The 18,841-nt window shown below is 61.6% G+C and carries 16 protein-coding genes and 1 pseudogene; 11 read left to right on the top strand and 6 right to left on the bottom strand.

The features are described from left to right. Positions 1–92 precede the first annotated feature (92 nt). Both CUJ84_RS19765 and CUJ84_RS19760 read right to left on the bottom strand, forming a co-directional pair. Entirely contained in the window at positions 93–914 is an 822-nt protein-coding gene (locus CUJ84_RS19765) for an SDR family oxidoreductase (RefSeq protein ID WP_017995258.1), read from the bottom strand. A 93-nt stretch (positions 915–1,007) separates the two neighbouring features. Next, entirely contained in the window at positions 1,008–2,195 is a 1,188-nt protein-coding gene (locus CUJ84_RS19760; protein WP_012759089.1) for a phytanoyl-CoA dioxygenase family protein, read from the bottom strand. Between the two features lie 95 nt (positions 2,196–2,290). Here CUJ84_RS19760 and CUJ84_RS19755 point away from each other — a divergent pair, with 95 nt between their 5' ends. Together CUJ84_RS19755 and CUJ84_RS19750 are read left to right on the top strand one after the other, a co-directional pair. Next, entirely contained in the window at positions 2,291–3,316 is a 1,026-nt protein-coding gene (locus CUJ84_RS19755) for a LacI family DNA-binding transcriptional regulator (RefSeq protein ID WP_105007453.1), read from the top strand. 64 nt (positions 3,317–3,380) lie between these two features. Next, positions 3,381–4,598 carry an adenylate/guanylate cyclase domain-containing protein gene (locus CUJ84_RS19750; RefSeq protein WP_105007452.1) on the top strand — a complete coding sequence of 406 codons (1,218 nt, stop codon included), beginning with the start codon at positions 3,381–3,383 and terminating at the stop codon, positions 4,596–4,598. Positions 4,599–4,615: 17 nt separating this feature from the next. Here CUJ84_RS19750 and CUJ84_RS19745 read toward each other — a convergent pair. The 4 genes and pseudogenes from CUJ84_RS19745 to CUJ84_RS19730 form a co-directional block, all read right to left on the bottom strand. Beyond that, a pseudogene (locus CUJ84_RS19745) lies at positions 4,616–4,960 on the bottom strand (SDR family oxidoreductase); the annotation flags it as partial. An 86-nt stretch (positions 4,961–5,046) separates the two neighbouring features. Continuing rightward, the gene (locus tag CUJ84_RS19740) at positions 5,047–5,448 is read right to left on the bottom strand and encodes a DoxX family protein (RefSeq protein ID WP_105007451.1); all 402 of its coding nucleotides are present in this window, start codon (positions 5,446–5,448) and stop codon (positions 5,047–5,049) included. 153 nt (positions 5,449–5,601) lie between these two features. After that, positions 5,602–6,750: a galactonate dehydratase gene (gene dgoD / locus CUJ84_RS19735; protein WP_064249342.1), complete on the bottom strand. Its 1,149-nt coding sequence runs from the start codon at positions 6,748–6,750 to the stop codon at positions 5,602–5,604. A gap of 66 nt (positions 6,751–6,816) precedes the next feature. After that, entirely contained in the window at positions 6,817–7,572 is a 756-nt protein-coding gene (locus CUJ84_RS19730; RefSeq protein WP_105007450.1) for a FadR/GntR family transcriptional regulator, read from the bottom strand. 213 nt (positions 7,573–7,785) lie between these two features. Between CUJ84_RS19730 and CUJ84_RS19725 the strand changes: the two genes are divergently transcribed. The 9 genes from CUJ84_RS19725 to CUJ84_RS19685 all read left to right on the top strand — a co-directional run bounded on the left by CUJ84_RS19725 (position 7,786) and on the right by CUJ84_RS19685 (position 18,816). Further along, positions 7,786–8,769 (top strand): arabinose ABC transporter substrate-binding protein, encoded by a 984-nt coding sequence (locus CUJ84_RS19725; RefSeq protein WP_105007449.1) that lies wholly within the window; start codon positions 7,786–7,788, stop codon positions 8,767–8,769. 70 nt (positions 8,770–8,839) lie between these two features. Next, entirely contained in the window at positions 8,840–10,345 is a 1,506-nt protein-coding gene (gene araG / locus CUJ84_RS19720) for an L-arabinose ABC transporter ATP-binding protein AraG (RefSeq protein WP_105008252.1), read from the top strand. Positions 10,346–10,362: 17 nt separating this feature from the next. Further along, on the top strand, positions 10,363–11,313 hold the full coding sequence (gene araH, locus CUJ84_RS19715; protein WP_105007448.1) for an L-arabinose ABC transporter permease AraH: 951 nt from the start codon (positions 10,363–10,365) through the stop codon (positions 11,311–11,313). Then, the gene (locus CUJ84_RS19710; protein WP_105007447.1) at positions 11,310–12,200 is read left to right on the top strand and encodes an aldose 1-epimerase; all 891 of its coding nucleotides are present in this window, start codon (positions 11,310–11,312) and stop codon (positions 12,198–12,200) included. Before araH ends, CUJ84_RS19710 begins: the two co-directional genes overlap by 4 nt. Next, positions 12,201–12,980, top strand: a complete 780-nt coding sequence (locus tag CUJ84_RS19705) for an SDR family oxidoreductase (RefSeq protein WP_105007446.1) — start codon at positions 12,201–12,203, stop codon at positions 12,978–12,980. It begins immediately after the preceding gene. A 147-nt stretch (positions 12,981–13,127) separates the two neighbouring features. Beyond that, entirely contained in the window at positions 13,128–13,559 is a 432-nt protein-coding gene (locus tag CUJ84_RS19700) for an OsmC family protein (RefSeq protein WP_017967997.1), read from the top strand. 285 nt (positions 13,560–13,844) lie between these two features. Further along, on the top strand, positions 13,845–14,453 hold the full coding sequence (locus CUJ84_RS19695) for a TetR family transcriptional regulator (protein WP_105007445.1): 609 nt from the start codon (positions 13,845–13,847) through the stop codon (positions 14,451–14,453). A 50-nt stretch (positions 14,454–14,503) separates the two neighbouring features. After that, the gene (locus tag CUJ84_RS19690; RefSeq protein WP_105007444.1) at positions 14,504–15,643 is read left to right on the top strand and encodes an efflux RND transporter periplasmic adaptor subunit; all 1,140 of its coding nucleotides are present in this window, start codon (positions 14,504–14,506) and stop codon (positions 15,641–15,643) included. A gap of 29 nt (positions 15,644–15,672) precedes the next feature. Further along, entirely contained in the window at positions 15,673–18,816 is a 3,144-nt protein-coding gene (locus CUJ84_RS19685; protein WP_105007443.1) for an efflux RND transporter permease subunit, read from the top strand. Positions 18,817–18,841: the final 25 nt, after the last annotated feature.

Raw genomic sequence — 18,841 nt, 5'->3', positions numbered from 1 at the left:
AGTTTCCTCCCTGAATGCTGCCGTTCTTTTCCTAGCGGCAAAAAGCTGGAGGTGCCAGAGCCCGGCGATGGAAATGCCAGGCTCCGGTTTCGTCAGAGGGCCGCGACCGGATGCGGCGAGCCGTCGTAGGCTCCCCAGACCGATTGGTCGAAGCAGATGACCGAGCCGGTCATCAGGCCGGATTCGGAAGACGACAGGTAAGCGCAGGCGCGCGCCACCTCGTGCGGATCGACGAGACGGCCGAAGGGCTGGCTTGCCGCCGCCTTCTCCAGCCAGTCGGCCGGTGCGCCGTGATATTCGCGCTGAATGCGGTCCTCGCCTTCAGAGGCCATCCAACCGATGTTCAGACCATTGACGCGGATGCGGTTGCGCAGGAGCGCATAGGCGGTGTTCTTCGTCAGCGTTTCCAGCGCGCCCTTGGAGGCGCAATATGCGGCGATGAAGGGCTGGCCGGCTTTGGCCGACATCGAGCCGATGTTGACGATCGTACCCTCGATGTTTTCGCGGCGCATGACCTTCACCGCTTCCTGCATCAGGAAAAACGGCGCGCGAACATTGACGGCGAACATTGCGTCGAAGAGTTCCGGGCTGGTGTCGAGGATGGTGCCGCGATCGGTGATGGCGGCGGCATTGACCAGCGCATCGACACGACCGAAGGTCTCGTCGCAGGCGCGCACGACATTCTGTGCATCCTCGACCTTGCCGAGGTCGGACTTGACGTAGACGATCCTGGCGCCGGTCGCAGCCGAAATCTCCGCCGCCTTCGCCTTGCCCTTGGCTTCGTTGCGGCCGCAGATGACGATGCCTTTTGCACCGCGTTCGGCGAAGAGGCGGGCGATTGTCGCGCCCAATCCTTGCGTGCCGCCGGTGACGATGGCGATCTTGCCGTCAAGGCGGCCGTGGTCTGTGCTCATGTGGTTCCTCCATTGCGATGATGTGCGAATGGCCTCCCGCGGGTGCGGGAGGCTTTTATGTCAGTGCGGATGCAAGAGGCTCAAGCTTCCAAATCAGCTCAGCTTCTTCTGCGCCTGCTCGGCAAGTGCTGCCGTAAAGAGTTCATCGCTCCAGCCTTCTTTCAGCGCCTCATGCATCAGTTGCGCTTGTGTCTTCGGCGCCAGTCCGCCAAGCGGCGGGTCGCGGTCGAGGTTGGTCGGGAAGGAGTAGCCCTCGGCGCAGGCGGCGACGGCGTTGGCGATTTCGTCAGGCGAGAGCCTGCCCAGCAAGGCCTTCAAAGCGGGAAACAGCCTGGCGCTCATCTTCTCGCGGTTGACGGTTTCCATCGCCCGGCCGAAGGCGGAGGAGACCTGCAGGAGGTTGGCGACGCGCTTGATGTCGGCCGAGCGGTTGGTGCCGGCGGCATGGAAAAGGGCGGGATTGAAGAAGACGAGGTCGCCTTTTTCGAGCGGCAGCTGGACATGGTTGGTCTCGAAATAATCCAGGAACTCCTGCCGCTTCAGCGCGAGGTAACCCGGCACATAGGTCTGGCTGTGCGGCAGGAAGAGTGTCGGGCCGCTTTCGAGAGGCATGTCGCAATGGGCGACCGCACCCTGCAATGTCAGCACCGGCGAGAGCCGGTGCACATGCGCCGGGAATTGTTCGATCACCTTTGAGGACTGAAAGCCGAGATGATAGTCGCGATGCGCCGACTGCGCCGAACCGCCCGGATTGACGCGGTTGACCTGCGCCGTCATCTGGTAGCTTGGGCCGAGCCAGGCTTCGCTTGCCAGCGCGATGATGGCGTTGCCGTAATATTCGGCGAAATTTGCCGGATCGGCGAGGCAATGTTTTTCCAGCGAGTTCCAGATACGGTCGTTGGCACCAGGCTTGGCGAAGTGATCGCCGCCGCCGGTCGAAGTGCGGTGCTGTTCCTCGATGATCGCATCGAAGATCGTGCTGGCGCGGTCGATGATGCCGGTGTCTTCGTAAGCGCGCTTGAACACGACGACACCAGGACCTTCGCCGAAGGCATCGCAGATTTCCGCCAGCACGGCGCGTCGGCCTTCTGGCGTTGCGGCCGTCGTCATCACCTTGCGGCTATCATAGATCAGCACGTTTTTTTCGACCGCAGACGCCGAGGGGTAATCGGCAAGTGCCGTCGTCTTTTCCGCAAGGGCGCGAAACTCATCGAGATCGCATGCGTCTTCGCTCAGCCAGACGCGGTCGGCGCGCAGTTTCTGCTGGTTGTCGGTTTTCATGGTGGGCTCCTCCGTCTTTCCAATGGAGGCACTATACGCCGCGATGCCAGGTGATATAGATCAGAATTCCATCAAAAAACCATCAGACCGATCGCATGGCACACCTCTTTCTCGTCAAGGATATTGCCTTCCAGGCAGGGCTCAGCACTGCGACCGTCGACCGGGTGCTGAACGGCAGGCCGGGCGTGCGCCGGCAGACCGAGATGCGGGTGAAGGCGGCGATCGCGGAGCTGGAGAAGCAGCAGGCCGGGGCGATGGGCAGCGGGCGGGTGCTGGCGATCGATATCGTCATGGAGACACCGCAGCGTTTCAGCGATGCGGTGCGCGCCGCCTTCGAGGCGGAGATGGCGACCTTTCTGCCGGGCGTCTTCCGCTGTCGCTTCCATTTTGCCGAGGTGATGAAGCCGGCCGAGCTGGCGCAGCTTCTCGATCGCATCCGGCTGCGTGGCACGCACGGCATCGTACTCAAGGCGCCTGACGTCACCGAGGTGGCTGCCGCCGTCGCGCGGGCGGATGCGACCGGCATTCCGGTCGTGACGCTGGTGACCGACCTGCCGAATTCGGCCCGCATCGCCTATGCCGGCGCCGACAACCGGGCAGCGGGAGAGACCGCCGCCTATCTGATCGGCGAATTCCTCGGGAGTGATGGCGGCAAGGTGCTGGTAACGCTGTCGAGCGGACGGTTCCGCGGCGAGGAGGAGCGCGAAATCGGCTTTCGCCGCGTCATCCGCGCCCGCTATCCCGACATCGGCATTACCGAAATCAGCGAGGGGCACGGCACCGATGCCGCGACAGGAACGCTTGCCGCGGCAGCCCTTGCGGCCGATCCCGCCATCAACGCCGTCTATTCGATCGGCGGCGGCAACCGGGCGGTGCTTGCGGCCTTCGACGCGGCCAAACGTCCCGTCCGCGTTTTCGTCGCCCATGATCTCGATGCGGATAATCGCGCCCTGCTTGCGGCGCGTCGGATCGGCTTCGTGCTGCATCATGATCTCAGAACCGATGCGCGTACGGCCTTCCGAGCGATCATGAGCCGGGCGACTGCCTTGCCGCGAGCGGTTTCGCCCTCGCTTTCAACAGTCGAAATCGTCACGCCCTACAATATGCCCGCGGGCGATTGAGCCAATTGGCTTTCCTTCGATGCCGAATTCGAGCTACAACTTTAGTACGAGTGAAGGTGAGAACATGGATTACAGCGACGTCAGCACGATTGCAGCGTGGATCACGGAGCAGGGACTGAAGGGCGCTTCGGAAGCCGAGCTCATGACCGGTTTCTGCTCGGCTTGCCGGGATGCCGGCCTGCCGCTCGACCGTGGTCTGGCGCTGATGGATACGCTGCATCCGGTGCATGAGGGCCGCGCCTTCCGCTGGGACAGCGTCGAGGAAGTCCAGACCGAATTCGAATATGGTCCGACGATCTCGGGGGAGGCGGCGTCGAACTGGCAACGTTCGGCCTTCTATCATCTTTGGTCTCGCGACGAGCGGGAGATACGCCGGCGTCTCGGCTTCGGCGATCCGATCGATTTTTCCATGCTCGATACGATCGCTGAAGCCGGTCACACCGACTTTGTGGCGATGATGCATCGTTTTTCCGAGGCCGGCACGATCGGCGAGATGGATTGCTTCTTCTCGCATTTCGCGACGAAACATCCTGAGGGCTTTTCCGATCACGACCTCGCCATTCTGCGCAAGCTGGTGCCGGTGCTGGGGCTGGCGATCAAATGTATCGCGCTCGGGCGTATCGCCCGCACCATCGCCGAGGTCTATCTCGGCGAGGACGCCGCGCGCCAGGTGATGGAAGGCAAGATCAGCCGCGGCAAATCGGAGCGAATTTCCGCGGCACTCTGGTTTTCGGACCTGCTGAACTACACCAAGATCTCCGACAGCGTGCCGCCGGAGGAGATCATCCCGCTGCTCAACGACTATAGCGAGGCGGTGATTACGGCGGTCCACGAATCCGGCGGCAACGTGCTGAAGCTGATCGGCGACGGTGTGCTCGCCATCTTTAAGGGCGAGGTGCCGGCGGAGACGTGTCGTGCGGCGCTAAGTGCCGAATCGTTGCTGCGGGAAAAGCTGACCACGCTGAATGCCGCGCGTGCGGCCGACGGCCGGGCGACGACCGACGTCTATATCGGCCTGCATATCGGCGATGTCTTCTACGGCAATATCGGCAGCCAGGACCGGTTGGACTTCACCGTCATCGGACCTGCCGTCAACGAGGTCAGCCGGATCGCCTCGATGTGTCGTTCCGTCGATCTCAACCTGCTGATCTCCTCCGATTTCGCCGCGGCGATACCGGAGCAGCAGCGTACCGCACTCGCCTGCGTCGGACGCTATGCGTTGCGTGGCGTGCAGCGCGCGCAGGAACTTTATACTCTCGACAGCGCCCGGCTGAACGGCTGAGTTCCTGACTGCAAGGGCTATCGCAACAGGCCCTGACCGCCGTCAATCCAGATTGGCGTACCGGTAATGTGTCGGGCGCGCTCGGATGCGAGGAAAAGGATGGTTTCGGCGACATCCTCGCTCTTGCCTGCCTTGCCGCCGGCAATCGGGATATCGCCCTCAGGCCAGATGACCGGAACCTCCGTTTCCTCGCGGTGGCGGCTGTCGGTATTGGCGCTGATATTGGTCTCGATCTCGCCGGGGCAGACGGCATTGACGCGGATGCCGTGCCGGCCGAGTTCGAGGGCGAGCTGCTGGACCATGGCGACCTGGCCGGCCTTGGTTGCGGTGTAGGCGGTGGCACCCGGCTCGAGCGCCGTGCGTCCTTTCGGACGCACAAAGGACGCTCTAACTCTTTCAATCCTCGTATCGTGCTTTCCGAAAATCGATTCCGATTTTCGGGCCGATGCTAGAGCTTCCTGAGGAGGCTGTGGCTCAACGCCCATTTCTCCGGCCCGTGGACCGCGGCAAAGAGCAGACCGGCGAGGAAGGTAAAGTGATCGACGAAGAAGCCGAACTCGGCCTGGTTCTGCTGCCAATGGGACGGACCGTGGAAGGCGAAAGCGAGGAAGATCACATAGATGGCTGCGAGCAGGCTGGCCTCGGTGAAGAAAGCTCCTGATATGAAAGCGAGCGCCAGCGCGATCTCGAAGAAGGCGGCGACCCAGGCAAGGAATGTCGCCATCGGAAAGCCGGCAGCGGTGATATAGCCGGCCGTCGCACCGATATCGGCGAACTTGAAGCCGGCGGCCATGAAGAAGACGAAGCTGAAGATGATGCGGCCGACGATGATTGCGATTGCTCTGGCCATTTTGAAATCTCCTCTTTGAGCTTCGACTATGACGGACGGAACACGCGATATCCTACACGGGGAATGAAAAAGGGCCGCTTGCGCGACCCTATCACTTTGAGTTGCGCATAATCCTTTCCGAAAATCGGTTCCGATTTTCGGGGTTATGCGCTGTCACCACTCGGCGAAGCTGCCGTCGGCGTGCCGCCAGATCGGGTTGCGCCAGCGGTGACCTTCCTTGGCGCGCTCGATGACATAGGCTTCGTCGACCTCGATGCCGAGACCCGGACCCTGCGGGATCGAGACGAAACCATCGGCATAGTGGAACACCTCCTTGTTGGAGATATAGTCGAGGATGTCGTTGCCCTTGTTGTAGTGGATGCCGAGGCTCTGTTCCTGGATGAAGGCATTGTAGCTGACGGCATCGACCTGCAGGCAGGCGGCGAGCGCGATCGGGCCCAGCGGGCAATGCGGCGCTAGCGCCACGTCGTAGGCTTCGGCCATCGCCGCGATCTTGCGGCATTCGGTGATGCCGCCGGCATGGGAGAGATCCGGCTGGATGATGTCGACATAACCGTCGGAGAGAACCTGCTTGAAGTCCCAGCGCGAAAAGAGCCGTTCACCGAGCGCGATCGGCGTCGACGTATGGTTGACGATATCGCGCAGCGCTTCCTTGTTTTCGGAAAGCACCGGCTCTTCGATGAACATCAGCTTGTAGGGATCCAGCTCCTTGGCGAGAACCTTCGCCATCGGCTTGTGGACGCGGCCGTGGAAATCGACGCCGATGCCGATATGCGGGCCGATCGCCTCGCGGATGGCGGCGATGGTCTCGACTGCTTTCTCTACCTTTTCGTTGGTGTCAACGATCTGCATTTCCTCGCAGCCATTGAGCTTGATCGCCTTGAAGCCGCGGGCAACCACTTCCTTGGCATTGTTGGCGACATCCGAGGGACGATCGCCGCCGATCCAGGAATAGACCTTGATGCGATCACGGAGCTGGCCGCCGAGCAGGGAATGGATCGGCTGGCCGAGCGCTTTGCCCTTGATGTCCCACAGCGCCTGGTCGATGCCCGAGATCGCGCTCATGTGGACGGCGCCGCCGCGATAGAAGCCGCCGCGATACATCACGGTCCAGTGGTCTTCGATCAGGAAAGGATCCTTGCCGATCAGGTAGTCTTCCAGCTCATGGACGGCGGCCTGAACGGTGAGCGCACGGCCTTCGACGACCGGCTCGCCCCAGCCGACGATGCCTTCATCGGTCTCGACCTTCAAAAACAGCCAGCGCGGGGGAACGATATAGGTGGTGAGTTTGGTGATCTTCATCGCTGTTCTTTCAGTCTCTTCCCGGGTTTGCGATCGGCGGCACGTCCGCAGATTTGTCGTGATCGGTCATTTCGTTCTGCCGATCGCTTTTTCGGCGGCGGCTAGATCGCGCACCGCAAGATCGAGCATGCGGTTGGCGCATTCACGGGCGCCTGTTTTGTCGCGCATGCGCAGGGCCTCGACCAGCTGGCCGTGAACGAGCACCGCATCCTCGCGATTCTCGACACCGATATTGGAGGCATGCAGCGCATATTTCAGCGCCGCGTGAATGGCGCTCGACAGGCGGCGGAAGACCTGATTGTGGCTGGCGGTGAGCAGCACCGTGTGGAACATGACGTCGGCATCGGTGAAGCTTTCCGGGTCGCGGGCGCTGTCGCGCATCTGCCGCCAGGCATTGTCGAGATCGGCGATCTCCTGGGCGCTGGCGCGCTCGGCGGCATATTCGGCGGCTGCCGGCTCGATGGTGCGGCGGGCTTCGAGAATGCAGCCGAGCAGGTCGAAATCCTTGATATAGGGACCCATCCATTCAAGCACGTCAGCGTCGAGGATATTCCAGTCGTCCTTGTCGCAGACGGTGGTTCCGATGCGCGGCTTGCCACGAACAAGGCCTTTGGATTCCAGCACTTTCAACGATTCGCGAATGACGGTGCGGCTGACGCCGTAGAGTTCGCAGAGATCGTTCTCGCGGGGCAGCGGCGAGCCCGAGGGATAGCGGTCCGCACAGATATCCTGAGCGATCGCCGCCGTGACGTTGCGGCGTACGCGCGGTCGGCGCTCGATGCGGCGGCTTTCGGCCCCGCTCTGTCGCTCGATTGTTTCCAACTCACCTCTCCGCTCTGTCTCGCGTGCTAGGCAATCGAACCTGATTATCCGAATTCGATCCGCTTTGCGACGCTTCCTCCCGGCATCTCGTCAATAATCCTATTATTCCAATCATCATACATTGGCAATTGACTGGTATGATGATTTATCATAATTCATTGGACGTTGCCTGGGAGGCAGCTGCTCGGTTTTTGAGAGTTTAGGGAGAGAGACATGCGCTTGTTCAAAGCAGCCATTCTGGCTGGCACTTTTGCCATTCTGGCAGCCGGCTCGGCATTTTCCGCGGACGTCAAGATAGGGTTTATCGTCAAGCAGCCTGAGGAGCCGTGGTTCCAGGACGAATGGAAATTCGCCGACCAGGCCGCCAAGGAAAAAGGCTTCACCGTCGTCAAGATCGGCGCCGAAGACGGCGAGAAGGTCCAGTCGGCGATCGATAATCTCGGCGCTCAGGGTGCGCAGGGCTTCATCATCTGCACGCCCGACGTCAAGCTCGGTCCCGGCATCGTCGCCAAGGCTGAAGCCAACCAGCTGAAGCTGATGACCGTCGACGACCGCCTCGTCAGCGCCGACGGCAAGCCGCTGGAAGACGTGCCGCATATGGGCATTTCAGCCACCAAGATCGGCGAGACCGTCGGCCAGGCGATCGTCGACGAAATCAAGAAGCGTGGCTGGGACATGAAGAATGTCGGCGCCGTGCGGGTCTCCTATGACCAGCTGCCGACGGCCGTCGACCGCGTCGAAGGTGCGATGTCGGTGCTGAAGTCCGCCGGTTTCCCGGCCGAAAACATCTATGATGCGCCACAGGCGAAGACGGATACGGAAGCGGCGCTCAACGCGGCAACCACCGTTCTCAACAAGCATGCCGACGTGAAATACTGGGTCGCCTTCGGCCTCAACGACGAAGCTGTCCTCGGCGCCGTCCGTGCCTCCGAATCGGTCGGTATTCCGGCCGCCAACGTCATCGGTGTCGGCATTGGCGGCGCGGAATCGGCGATCAATGAATTCAAGAAGCCGGCGGCGACGGGCTTCTTCGGCACCGTCATCATCTCGCCGAAGCGCCACGGCTACGAAACGGCGCTCAACATGTACGACTGGATTGCCAACGACAAGGAGCCGGCAAAGCTGACGCTGACCTCCGGTTCCCTAGCGCTGCGCGACGATTATGAGAAGGTCCGCAAGGATCTTGGCATCGAGTGATCGTCCTTCCAAGATGATATCGTCCGGCGGCCGCACAGCGTGCCGCCGGGTCTTTCTCGACGGAGCGATGATGGCTTTCCTCGAATTCAGCAATATCTCCAAGGGTTACCCCGGCGTGCAGGCGCTGGCGAATGTTTCCTTCACGGTCGAGAAGGGCGCCGTCCACGGACTGATGGGCGAAAACGGTGCCGGTAAATCGACGCTGATCCGGGTCCTGTCAGGCGATCAGGCCGCCGATGGCGGCAACATCCTCATCGACGGCGAGGTGCAGAGATACGGGTCCGTCCGCGACGCCTTCCATGCCGGCGTCATCGTCATCCATCAGGAACTGCAGCTCGTTCCGGAGTTGACGGTCGCCGAAAATCTATGGCTCGGGCGCTTTCCGGCCAAGGGCGGCGTCATCCATTCGAAGATACTGATCGAGACGGTGCGGTCGAAGCTCCAGGAGATCGGCATCGATGTCGATCCGTCGGCCAAGGTCGCCTCGCTTTCGATCGGTGCGCGGCAGATGGTCGAGATCGCCAAGGCCGTCATGCTCGATGCGCGGGTGATTGCGCTCGACGAGCCGACCTCCTCGCTTTCCTCGCGCGAAAGCGAAATCCTGTTTTCACTCATCGACAGGCTGAAGGCGAAGGGAACGGTCATCCTCTACGTCTCGCATCGTCTCGACGAGATCTTCCGTCTTTGCGACAGCCTGACAGTGCTGCGCGACGGCAAACTTGCCGCCCACCATCCTCAGATCGCCGAAACCACGCGCGAACAGATCATTTCGGAAATGGTCGGACGCGAGATCAGCAATGTCTGGGGCTGGCGCGAACGCGCGCTCGGCGACGTACGGCTGGAGGTCAAGGGCCTGTCGGGGTCAAGGCTGCGTCATCCGATCAGCTTTTCCGTCCGCCAGGGCGAAATTCTCGGTTTCTTCGGGTTGATCGGCGCCGGCCGCAGCGAGATGGCTCGGCTGCTTTACGGCGCCGACACCAGGCATCAGGGCCGGGTCACGATCGACGGCATTGCCGTTTCGCCGAACAATCCGAAGGCGGCGATCAATGCCGGCATGGTACTCTGCCCCGAGGACCGCAAGTTCGACGGCATCGTCCAAGGGCGATCGATCGAAGAGAATATCGCGATCTCGTCACGCCGGCATTTTTCGCCCTTCGGCATTCTGAGCCCAAGACAAGAGGCGGCGCTGGCGGATCGGTTCATCGCCAAGCTTCGGGTGCGGACGCCGTCGCGCAAGCAGGACATCATCAACCTCTCGGGCGGCAATCAGCAGAAGGTCATTCTCGGCCGCTGGCTGTCCGAGCAGGGCATCAAGGTCCTGGTCATCGACGAGCCGACGCGCGGCATCGATGTCGGGGCGAAATCGGAAATCTACGAAATCCTCTACGAACTTGCGGCCGGCGGCATGGCGATCGTGGTGATATCAAGCGAGTTGCCCGAAGTCATGGGCATTTCCGATCGCATCATGGTGATGTGCCAGGGCAGGGTGGCGGCCAATGTCATCCGCCAGGATTTCGACGAGCGCAACATCCTGACGGCAGCGCTTCCCGACAAGAATGCCGCAGGCACCATTTAGGATTGGGAATACAGACAATGAATTCGTTGAAAAAAATCCTTCTCGGCGAACAGGGGCTGGTGGTGATCTTCACTGCTGCCTTCGTGATCGTCTCGCTCTTCGTTCCGAACTTCCTGACCGAGCGAAACATGCTGGGGCTGCTACAGTCGGTCGTCACGATCGGCATCGTTGCCTGCACGATGATGTTCTGCCTGGCGTCGCGCGATTTCGACCTTTCGGTCGGATCGATCGTCGCCTTCTCCGGCATGATCGCGGTAATGGTCTCGAATGCGACGGGCTCCATTCCCGTCGGGCTGCTCGCTGCCCTGCTTTGCGGCGCCGTCGTTGGTTTCGTTAACGGCATCGTCATTGCGCGCTTTCGCATCAATGCGCTGATCACCACGCTTGCGACCATGCAGATCGTGCGCGGGCTGGCGCTGATCGCCTCCGATGGCCGCGCCGTCGGCATCAATGATCCCGCCTTCTACCAGCTTGCCTTGTCGCGATTTCTGACCGTGCCGACGCCGATCTGGATCATGCTGATCCTTTTCATCCTCTTCGGTTTCGTGCTCAATCGCACCGTCTTCGGCAAGAACACCCTGGCGATCGGCGGCAATCCCGAGGCCTCGCGGCTTGCCGGCGTCAATGTCGTCAACATGCGCATCTGGATCTTTGCGCTGCAGGGACTTGTCTGCGGCATTGCCGGCATCCTGCTTGCCTCCCGCATCACCTCCGGCCAGCCGAATGCGGCGACAGGGCTTGAGCTTTCGGTGATTTCGGCCTGCGTTCTCGGTGGCGTTTCGCTGGCCGGCGGCCGGGCGGCGATGAGCGGCGTCATCGTCGGCGTGCTGATCATGGGCATTGCCGAAAACGTCATGAACCTCTTGAATATCCAGGCGTTCTATCAGTATGTGGTCCGCGGGCTGATCCTGCTGATCGCAGTGTTGCTCGACAATTTGAGATCTTCGGCTGCAGGACGGCGCGGATGAGCCAGGGACAAGCCGGTAACGACATCGAACTGAGGCATGGCGATCTCGCCGTCCGGGTCAGCCGTCGGGGTGCCGCCGTCACCGCCGCGACGTATCGAGGCATCCCCTTTCTCGTGGCGGCCGGCGGTCCTGAAGGTATGATGGCGAATTTCGCGATGGTGCCGTTCGGCAATCGCGTGGAAGGCAATATCATGTCCTTTGCCGGACGCGACTATGCCTTCCAGCCGAATACTTCCGATCCGCTCTATCGGCACGGCGACGGCTGGCTCAGCCTCTGGCAGCTTGAAGACTCCAGCCCGGAGCATGCGCAGTTCTGCTTTTCCCGCAGCGCCGACAGTGTTTCACCTTATGCCTATCTTACTCGGCAGGAGATCCGTCTCGCCGGCAATGCACTGGTGCTGAGGCTTTCCGTGGAAAACCGCGGCGAAGCGGCTCTTCCTTTCGGGCTCGGTCAACATCCCTTCTTCGCGCGCACGCCAAAGACGCGACTGACGATTGCGGCCGATCGCTATTGGAGCGAGCGGCCGGACCATCTGCCCGAGATGCCTGGCCCTGTGCCGGACTATTTCGATTTCAGATCCGAAAAGCTTTTGCCGCAGAGATGGATGAACAATGCCTTCGAGGGCTGGAATGGGCGGGCGGCAATCGCCTGGCCGGAACTTGGAATTCAGGCGGCGCTGGAAGCCGACGGTGCGCTCGATCGCTTCATGCTGTATATGCCGGTCAACCGGAGCGACTTCTTCTGCCTCGAGCCGATGAGCCACCTGCCGAACGGCCATCACCTTCGTGATTTCGGTGGGCTTGCGCCGCTTGCGCCGGGGGAGGCTCTTGCCGGCACGGTGACGATCCTGATGTCGGAACTGCCGGTTCAATCGGAGGTGAGATAGATGGGCGGCCGCCTGCAGGGCAAGAACATCCTGATAACAGGTGCCGCGCAGGGTATCGGTCTTGCGATGGCGAAGGCTTTCATGCGGGAGGATGCCGCCGTCTTTCTCGTCGATCGCGATGCCGCGCTGCTGGCGAAGACAACGAAAGAGCTCCAGAGCAGTGGCGGCCGGCTTGGTTATCTGCCGGCCGATATTACCGATGCCGGGACGATCACGACATTGGTCGCTCAGGCGAATGAAGAGATCGGACAGCTGAACGCGCTCGTCAACAATGCCGGGGTGAATGTCTTTGCCGAACCGCTCGAGACGACGGACGAGGAATGGAACCGCTGCTTCGACATCAATCTGAAGGGCGCATGGAACTGCTGCAAGGCGGTGCTGCCGGGCCTGATCGAACAGGGCGGCGGCGTTATCCTCAACATCGCCTCGACGCACGCTTTCACCATCATCCCGCACACATTTCCCTATCCGCTGGCAAAACACGCTCTGCTCGGAATGACGAAATCCTTAGGGCTCGAATATGCGGCTCGCAATATCCGCGTGAACGCGCTGGCGCCGGGCTATGTCTCGACGCAGAAGGTGATCGATTACTGGAACGGCTTCCCTGATCCGGAGGCGGCAAAGGCCGAGACGATGAAACTGCATCCCGGCGGGCGCATCGCGACGCCGGAGGAGATCGCCATGGCGGCCGTGTTCATGATCTCGGACGAGTGCCCGTTCATCAATGCCACCTGCCTGACGATCGACGGCGGCCTCAGCGTGCTGCAGCATTCCGCCTGAAGGGCTTCGACCCCGCTATTTTTACAAGCCTGTCGTCTTCTCGATATAGAGCATTATATTGCCCATCGGGAAGGCTATCTGATCTCCCGCAGGCATGGAGCGGCCCCTGCCGCTTTCTGAAAACACAATTGAAAACAGGAGGACGGCATGCAGATCAATCGCACGGCTTCGGCTCATTGGACCGGTGGCCTCAAGGACGGAAAAGGCCTGATCTCGACGCAGAGCGGCGCCTTGAAGGATTATCCCTACGGCTTTGCGAGCCGCTTCGAAGGCGTTGCCGGCACCAACCCGGAAGAACTGATAGGTGCCGCCCATGCCGGCTGCTTCACCATGGCGCTGTCGTTGATCCTCGGTGAAGCCGGCTTTACCGCCGAGCATATGGAAACCTCTGCCAAGGTAACGCTCGAAAGCGTCGAGGGCGGCTTTGCCATCACCGCCATCCATCTCTCGCTCTCCGGCCGTATTCCTGGTGCCGATGAGGCGACCTTCACCGAACTCGCCAATAAGGCAAAGGCCGGCTGCCCGGTTTCCAAGGCGCTCGCCTCTGTGCCGATCACACTCGACGTCAAGATCGTCTGACACGTCACTCCATTGAAGACGTGCCGCGCGCTTCTCGCCGCGGCACTTTCCATTTGCGGCCCGCATTCTCGGGTCTGATTATTCCGAAGTCATTGGCTGTCGGCATGACGGGTTCGGTACAGGCCTTCTCCCTGTGCATCGATCTTCTCAAGTCGTCGCTTGTGCCGGATCCGTCCTCAATCCGCGACGCTTGTGCTGCGCCGCGGCATATTGACAAGTAGCGCCTGATATTTTACGACTGACGAAATTCGAAAATCGTCAGTCGTAATTCAGGCCTCGAAACTTATGAACGATCTCACGGAAAATACACTCGACATCACGCGGCAGGAGAATGTCACGCGCATCCTCGATGCGGCCGAGCGGCTGTTCCGTCACTATGGCTACAGCAAGACGACGGTGGCCGACATTGCCCGCGATCTCGGCATGTCGCCGGCCAATATCTATCGTTTCTTCGCCTCCAAGGTGGAAATCCACCAGGCGCTCTGCGGGCGCATGCTCGCCACCGCTTATCAGATCGCCTACGACATCCGCCATCAGCCGATCAGCGCCGGCGAGCGGCTGCGCCGCTATGTGGAGACCCAGCATCAGTTGACGCTGGACCTGATGCTCGACGAGATGAAGGTGCACGAGATGATCATCGTCGCGATCGAACGCGACTGGCACGTCATCGAAAAACATATCGACCGCGTCCATGATCTCATTGCCGAAATCATCGCCGAAGGCATTGCGGCCGGCGAGTTCGCCGAGCAGGACCCGGTCGTTGCCTCGCGCTGCTTCGGTGCCGCGACGAACACGCTCTGCCATCCGCAGATGGTGGCGCAATGTCTTGCCAAAACCAACCGCGCAAGCGTCGACGAACTGATCGACTACGTGATCAGGGCGCTGAAGAAATAATGGACGGCAGCCGCCGTCGGGACCCCCGAAACGATCCAGGAGTGCGGAAGATGTTTTCGCTCAAGACCCTCAGCCATCGCATGCCGTCCGTCGCCAGTCTCGCGCTCATCGGCGCCATCGGCATCGGCGTTTCTGCCTGCTCGGAAGAGAAGGCTGAGGTCAAGCAAGTCATCCGGCCGGTGAAGGTCGTCGAGATCGCCAAGGCCGGCGACACCCGCAAGCTCGACTATTCGGGCTCGGTCAAGGCGCGCACCGAGATGAACCTCGGATTTCGCGTCGCCGGCAAGATCACCGAACGCCTCGTCGATATCGGCGATAAGGTGAAGCCGGGCGACGTGCTCGCTCGGATGGACTCCACCGATTACCAGCTGGCGGTCAAGACGGCGGAAGCCAATCTCGCAGCCGCTGAAAAAGGCGTCGAAACCGCCGATCTCGTGAACAAGCGCAATCAGCAGCTGTTCGACAAGAATGTTTCGCCGAAATCCCAGCTCGAGCAAGCGTCGCTCAGCTACGATCAGGCCGTTTCAAGCCGCGATGCCGCCGTCTCGGCGCTCGATCAGGCGAAGAACCAGGTGAGTTATGCGGAGCTGAAGGCCGACCACAACGGGATTGTCACGACGATCAATGCCGATGTCGGCCAGGTCGTTGCGTCCGGCACTCCCGTCGTCGCCGTTGCCGTCGACGGCGAAAAGGAAGTGCAGATTGCGGTTCCGGAAAACGACATTGCCGAATTCAAGCCGGGCAAGACAGTCAAGGCCAGCTTCTGGGCTGACGACAGGCTGGTGCTCGACGGCAAGGTGCGCGAGGTTTCCGGCAGCGCCGACCAGCAGTCGCGCACCTTTGCGGTCCGGGTGAGCCTGCCGAACGATCCGCAGGTGTTGCTCGGCATGACGGCGACGATCGAGGCCGATGTCAGCAACGGCAACAGCTATGTCTCGATCCCACTCAGCGCCCTGGCTGAGAAAGACGGCAAGCAGATGGTCTGGACCGTCGACCGCGACACGGCGACCGTGCATAGCCGCGACATCAAGGTCGCCGACTTCACCGGCGACGGCGTGCATGTGACCGAGGGTCTCGATACCGGCGATCTCGTCGTTTCGGCCGGCACGCAGTTCATGAGCGAGAACCTGAAGGTGAAGGTGCCGGACCAGCAGTCGGCCCTGGCCGCCACGGACCAGACCGTCCGCTGATCGCGCCACAGGATATAGGGAACAAGACCATGGACGCCACCACCGAGAAGCGGCCCTTCAATCTATCGCGCTGGGCGATCGGACATCCAAGCATCGCCCGCTTCCTTTTCGGGCTGATCATCATCACCGGCGTGCTCGGCCTGATGCGCATGGGCCAGCGCGAGGATCCTGAATTCACCTTCCGCGTCATGGTCGTTCAGGCGATCTGGCCAGGTGCTTCCATTCAGGAAATGGAAGATCAGGTCGTCAACAAGATCGAGCGCAAGCTGCAGGAAACGCCGCATATCGACTGGGTCAAGTCCTATACGCGGGCGGGCAGTGCGATCATCACCCTGCAGGTCAAGGGCGACACGAATTCGCAGGAAGTGGCGGATGCCTTCTACCAGGTACGCAAGAAGGTCGGCGACATCTCCAGCGAGCTGCCGCAAGGCCTGCTCGGCCCTTATTTCAACGACGAGTTCGGCGACACCTTCATCACGCTGCATTCGATCAGCGGCGACGGCTATTCCTATCCGGAACTGAAGAAATTCGCGATCCAGGCGCGTGACATGCTGTTGACGACGCCGGGCGTCGAAAAGGCCGTCATCATCGGCGACCAGCCTGAGAAGATCTATATCGACGTCTCGTCCAAGGCGCTCTCCGAGCGCGGCCTGACGATCCTCGATCTGCAAAACGCCATCAAGGGCCAAAACAATGTCGATCCGGCAGGCTCGGTCGATACCGGCCTGCGCTCGGTGCGCATATCGGTCGAAGGCGACGTGAAGAAGGCGGCCGATATCCGCGAGCTGCGCCTTCGCGCCGGCGGCCAGGTAACGCGCCTCGGCGATATCGCCACCGTCAGTTCCGGGCTCGAAGATCCCTACCAGCGCAAGTACCGTTTCAACGGCCACGACAGCGTTCAGGTCGGCGTCGTGATGGCCAAGGGCTTCAACGTGACCGATGTCGGCAAGGGCGTGGAGGCGACCTATCAACGTTTCGAGGCGGCGCTGCCCTATGGCGTCGCCGTCGATCAGATCGCCAACCAGCCCGACGTGGTGACGGATGCGGTCAGCGAATTCATGCATGCGCTCGGCGAAGCTCTCATCATCGTGCTCGTCGTCTCGTTCGTGTCGATCGGCTGGCGATCGGGCCTCGTCATCGCCATCGCCATTCCGCTGGTGCTGGCTGCCACCTTTGCGCTGATGTACGAACTCGGCATCGATCTGCAGCGCATCTCACTCGGCGCGCTGATCATCGCGCTCGGCCTGCTTGTCGACGATGCGATGATCGTCGTCGAGATGATGGAGCGAAAGCTGGAGGAGGGGCTCGTCAAGATCGACGCGGCAAGCTTCGCCTATTCCTCGACTGCCTTCCCGATGTTGACGGGCACGCTGATAACCACGGCCGGCTTCATTCCGGTCGGCTTCGCCGCCTCGACGGCCGGCGAATATGTGCGGTCGCTGTTCTACGTCGTCGGCATCGCGCTTGTCACCTCGTGGTTCGTCGCGGTCTACTTCACGCCGTGGCTCGGCTATATGATCCTCAAGCAGCGCCATCACGCCGGCGAGCATCACGACGCCTTCGACACCGGCTTCTACCGCAGGCTGCGCGGCACGGTCGGCTGGGCGGTGCGCCACCGCGTCATCGTGCTGCTGCTGACGCTCGGCACCTTCGTCACCAGCCTCTGGGCCTTCCAGTTCATTCCGCAGAATTTCTTCCCGCAATCCTCGCGGCCGGAAATCCTCGTCGATCTCTGGCTGCCCGAGGGCACCAGCATCAAGGAAGTCGAGGTGCAGGCAAAGGCACTCGAAGCCAAGATGATGGATGATCCCGACAAGCGGTTTATCGCCACCTATATCGGCGAGGGCGCGCCGCGCTTCTTCCTGCCGCTCGACCAGCAGCTGCGCAATCCGAACTTCGCCCAGCTGCTCGTCATGGCCAATGACGAACCGGCGCGCGAGCGGCTGATCGTCAAGCTGCGGGCGATCCTTGCGGAAGACTTCCCCGATATTCGCGGCAAGGTCGACCGCCTCTTCCTTGGTCCGCCGACCGGCTGGCCGGTGCAGATGCGCGTGATGGGCCCCGACCGTCAGGAAGTCAGGGAGATCGCCGATCAGGTAAAGGCGCGCTTCCAGGCCAATCCGGAGCTCGGCGCCATCCATGACGATTGGCTGGAAGAGGTGCCGGCGATGAAGCTGGTGATCGACCAGGACCGCGCCCGGGCACTCGGCGTCACCTCGCAGCGTGTCCGCCAGATGTTGCAGACCGCCATGTCAGGGGCTGCACTCGACGATTTCCGCGACGGCGAGGAGACGGTTTCGATCGTCGCCCGCGAGCCGGATGCCAGCCGCTCGCTGCTGTCGGCGGTCAACTCGGTCTATGTCCCGACGGATTTCGGCGGCTTCGTACCGGTCTCGCAGGTCGCCAAGGTCGTGCCCGTCATGGAGCAGGGCATCGAATGGCGGCGCAACAGGCTGCCGACGATCACCGTGCGCGCCACGCTGCCTGACGATGTGCAGCCGAACGACGTGGTGATGAAGATGTATGCCGACATGAAGGATCTGCGCGACAGCCTGCCGGCCGGCTATAATGTCGAGATCCAGGGCGGCGCCGAGGATGCGGCAGAAAGCCAGATGTCGATCGCCGCCAAGGCGCCGATCATGCTCGCGGTCATCATCGTGCTGCTGATGGTGCAGCTGCAGCATTTCGGCAAGGCGATGCTGGTGCTCGCCACCGGACCGCTCGGGATCATCGGTGCGGCGGCCGCATTGCTGATCAGCGGCGCGCCCTTCGGCTTCGTGGCGATCCTCGGCGTCATCGCGCTGCTCGGTATCATCATGCGCAATTCGATCATCCTGGTCGATCAGATCGACCAGGACATCAAGGCCGGCATGCACCGGCAGGAGGCGATTGTCGGCGCGGCCGTGCGACGTTTCCGGCCGATCATGCTGACGGCGCTGACCGCCGTGCTGGCGCTGATCCCGATCTCGCGTGGTGTCTTCTGGGGTCCGCTTGCCTACGCGATGATGGGCGGTATCCTGGTTGCGACCGTGCTCACCATTCTCGTTCTGCCCGCCGGTTACGCCCTTTTCTTCGGCCGGGAGCCAAAGGCAAAGGACGAGCCAGGCCAGCATGCCGACGCCATCCAGGAAGAGGCGGATGACAGACATCCGCCGGCGTTGGCAGCAGAGTGAGGACGGCGCGGCGAAAGCCGCGCCG

The organism is Rhizobium leguminosarum, assembly GCF_002953715.1.
GTDB lineage: Bacteria > Pseudomonadota > Alphaproteobacteria > Rhizobiales > Rhizobiaceae > Rhizobium > Rhizobium leguminosarum_V.
Note: the sequence above shows the minus strand (reverse complement) of the source record. Positions and strands in the feature narration are given on the sequence as shown.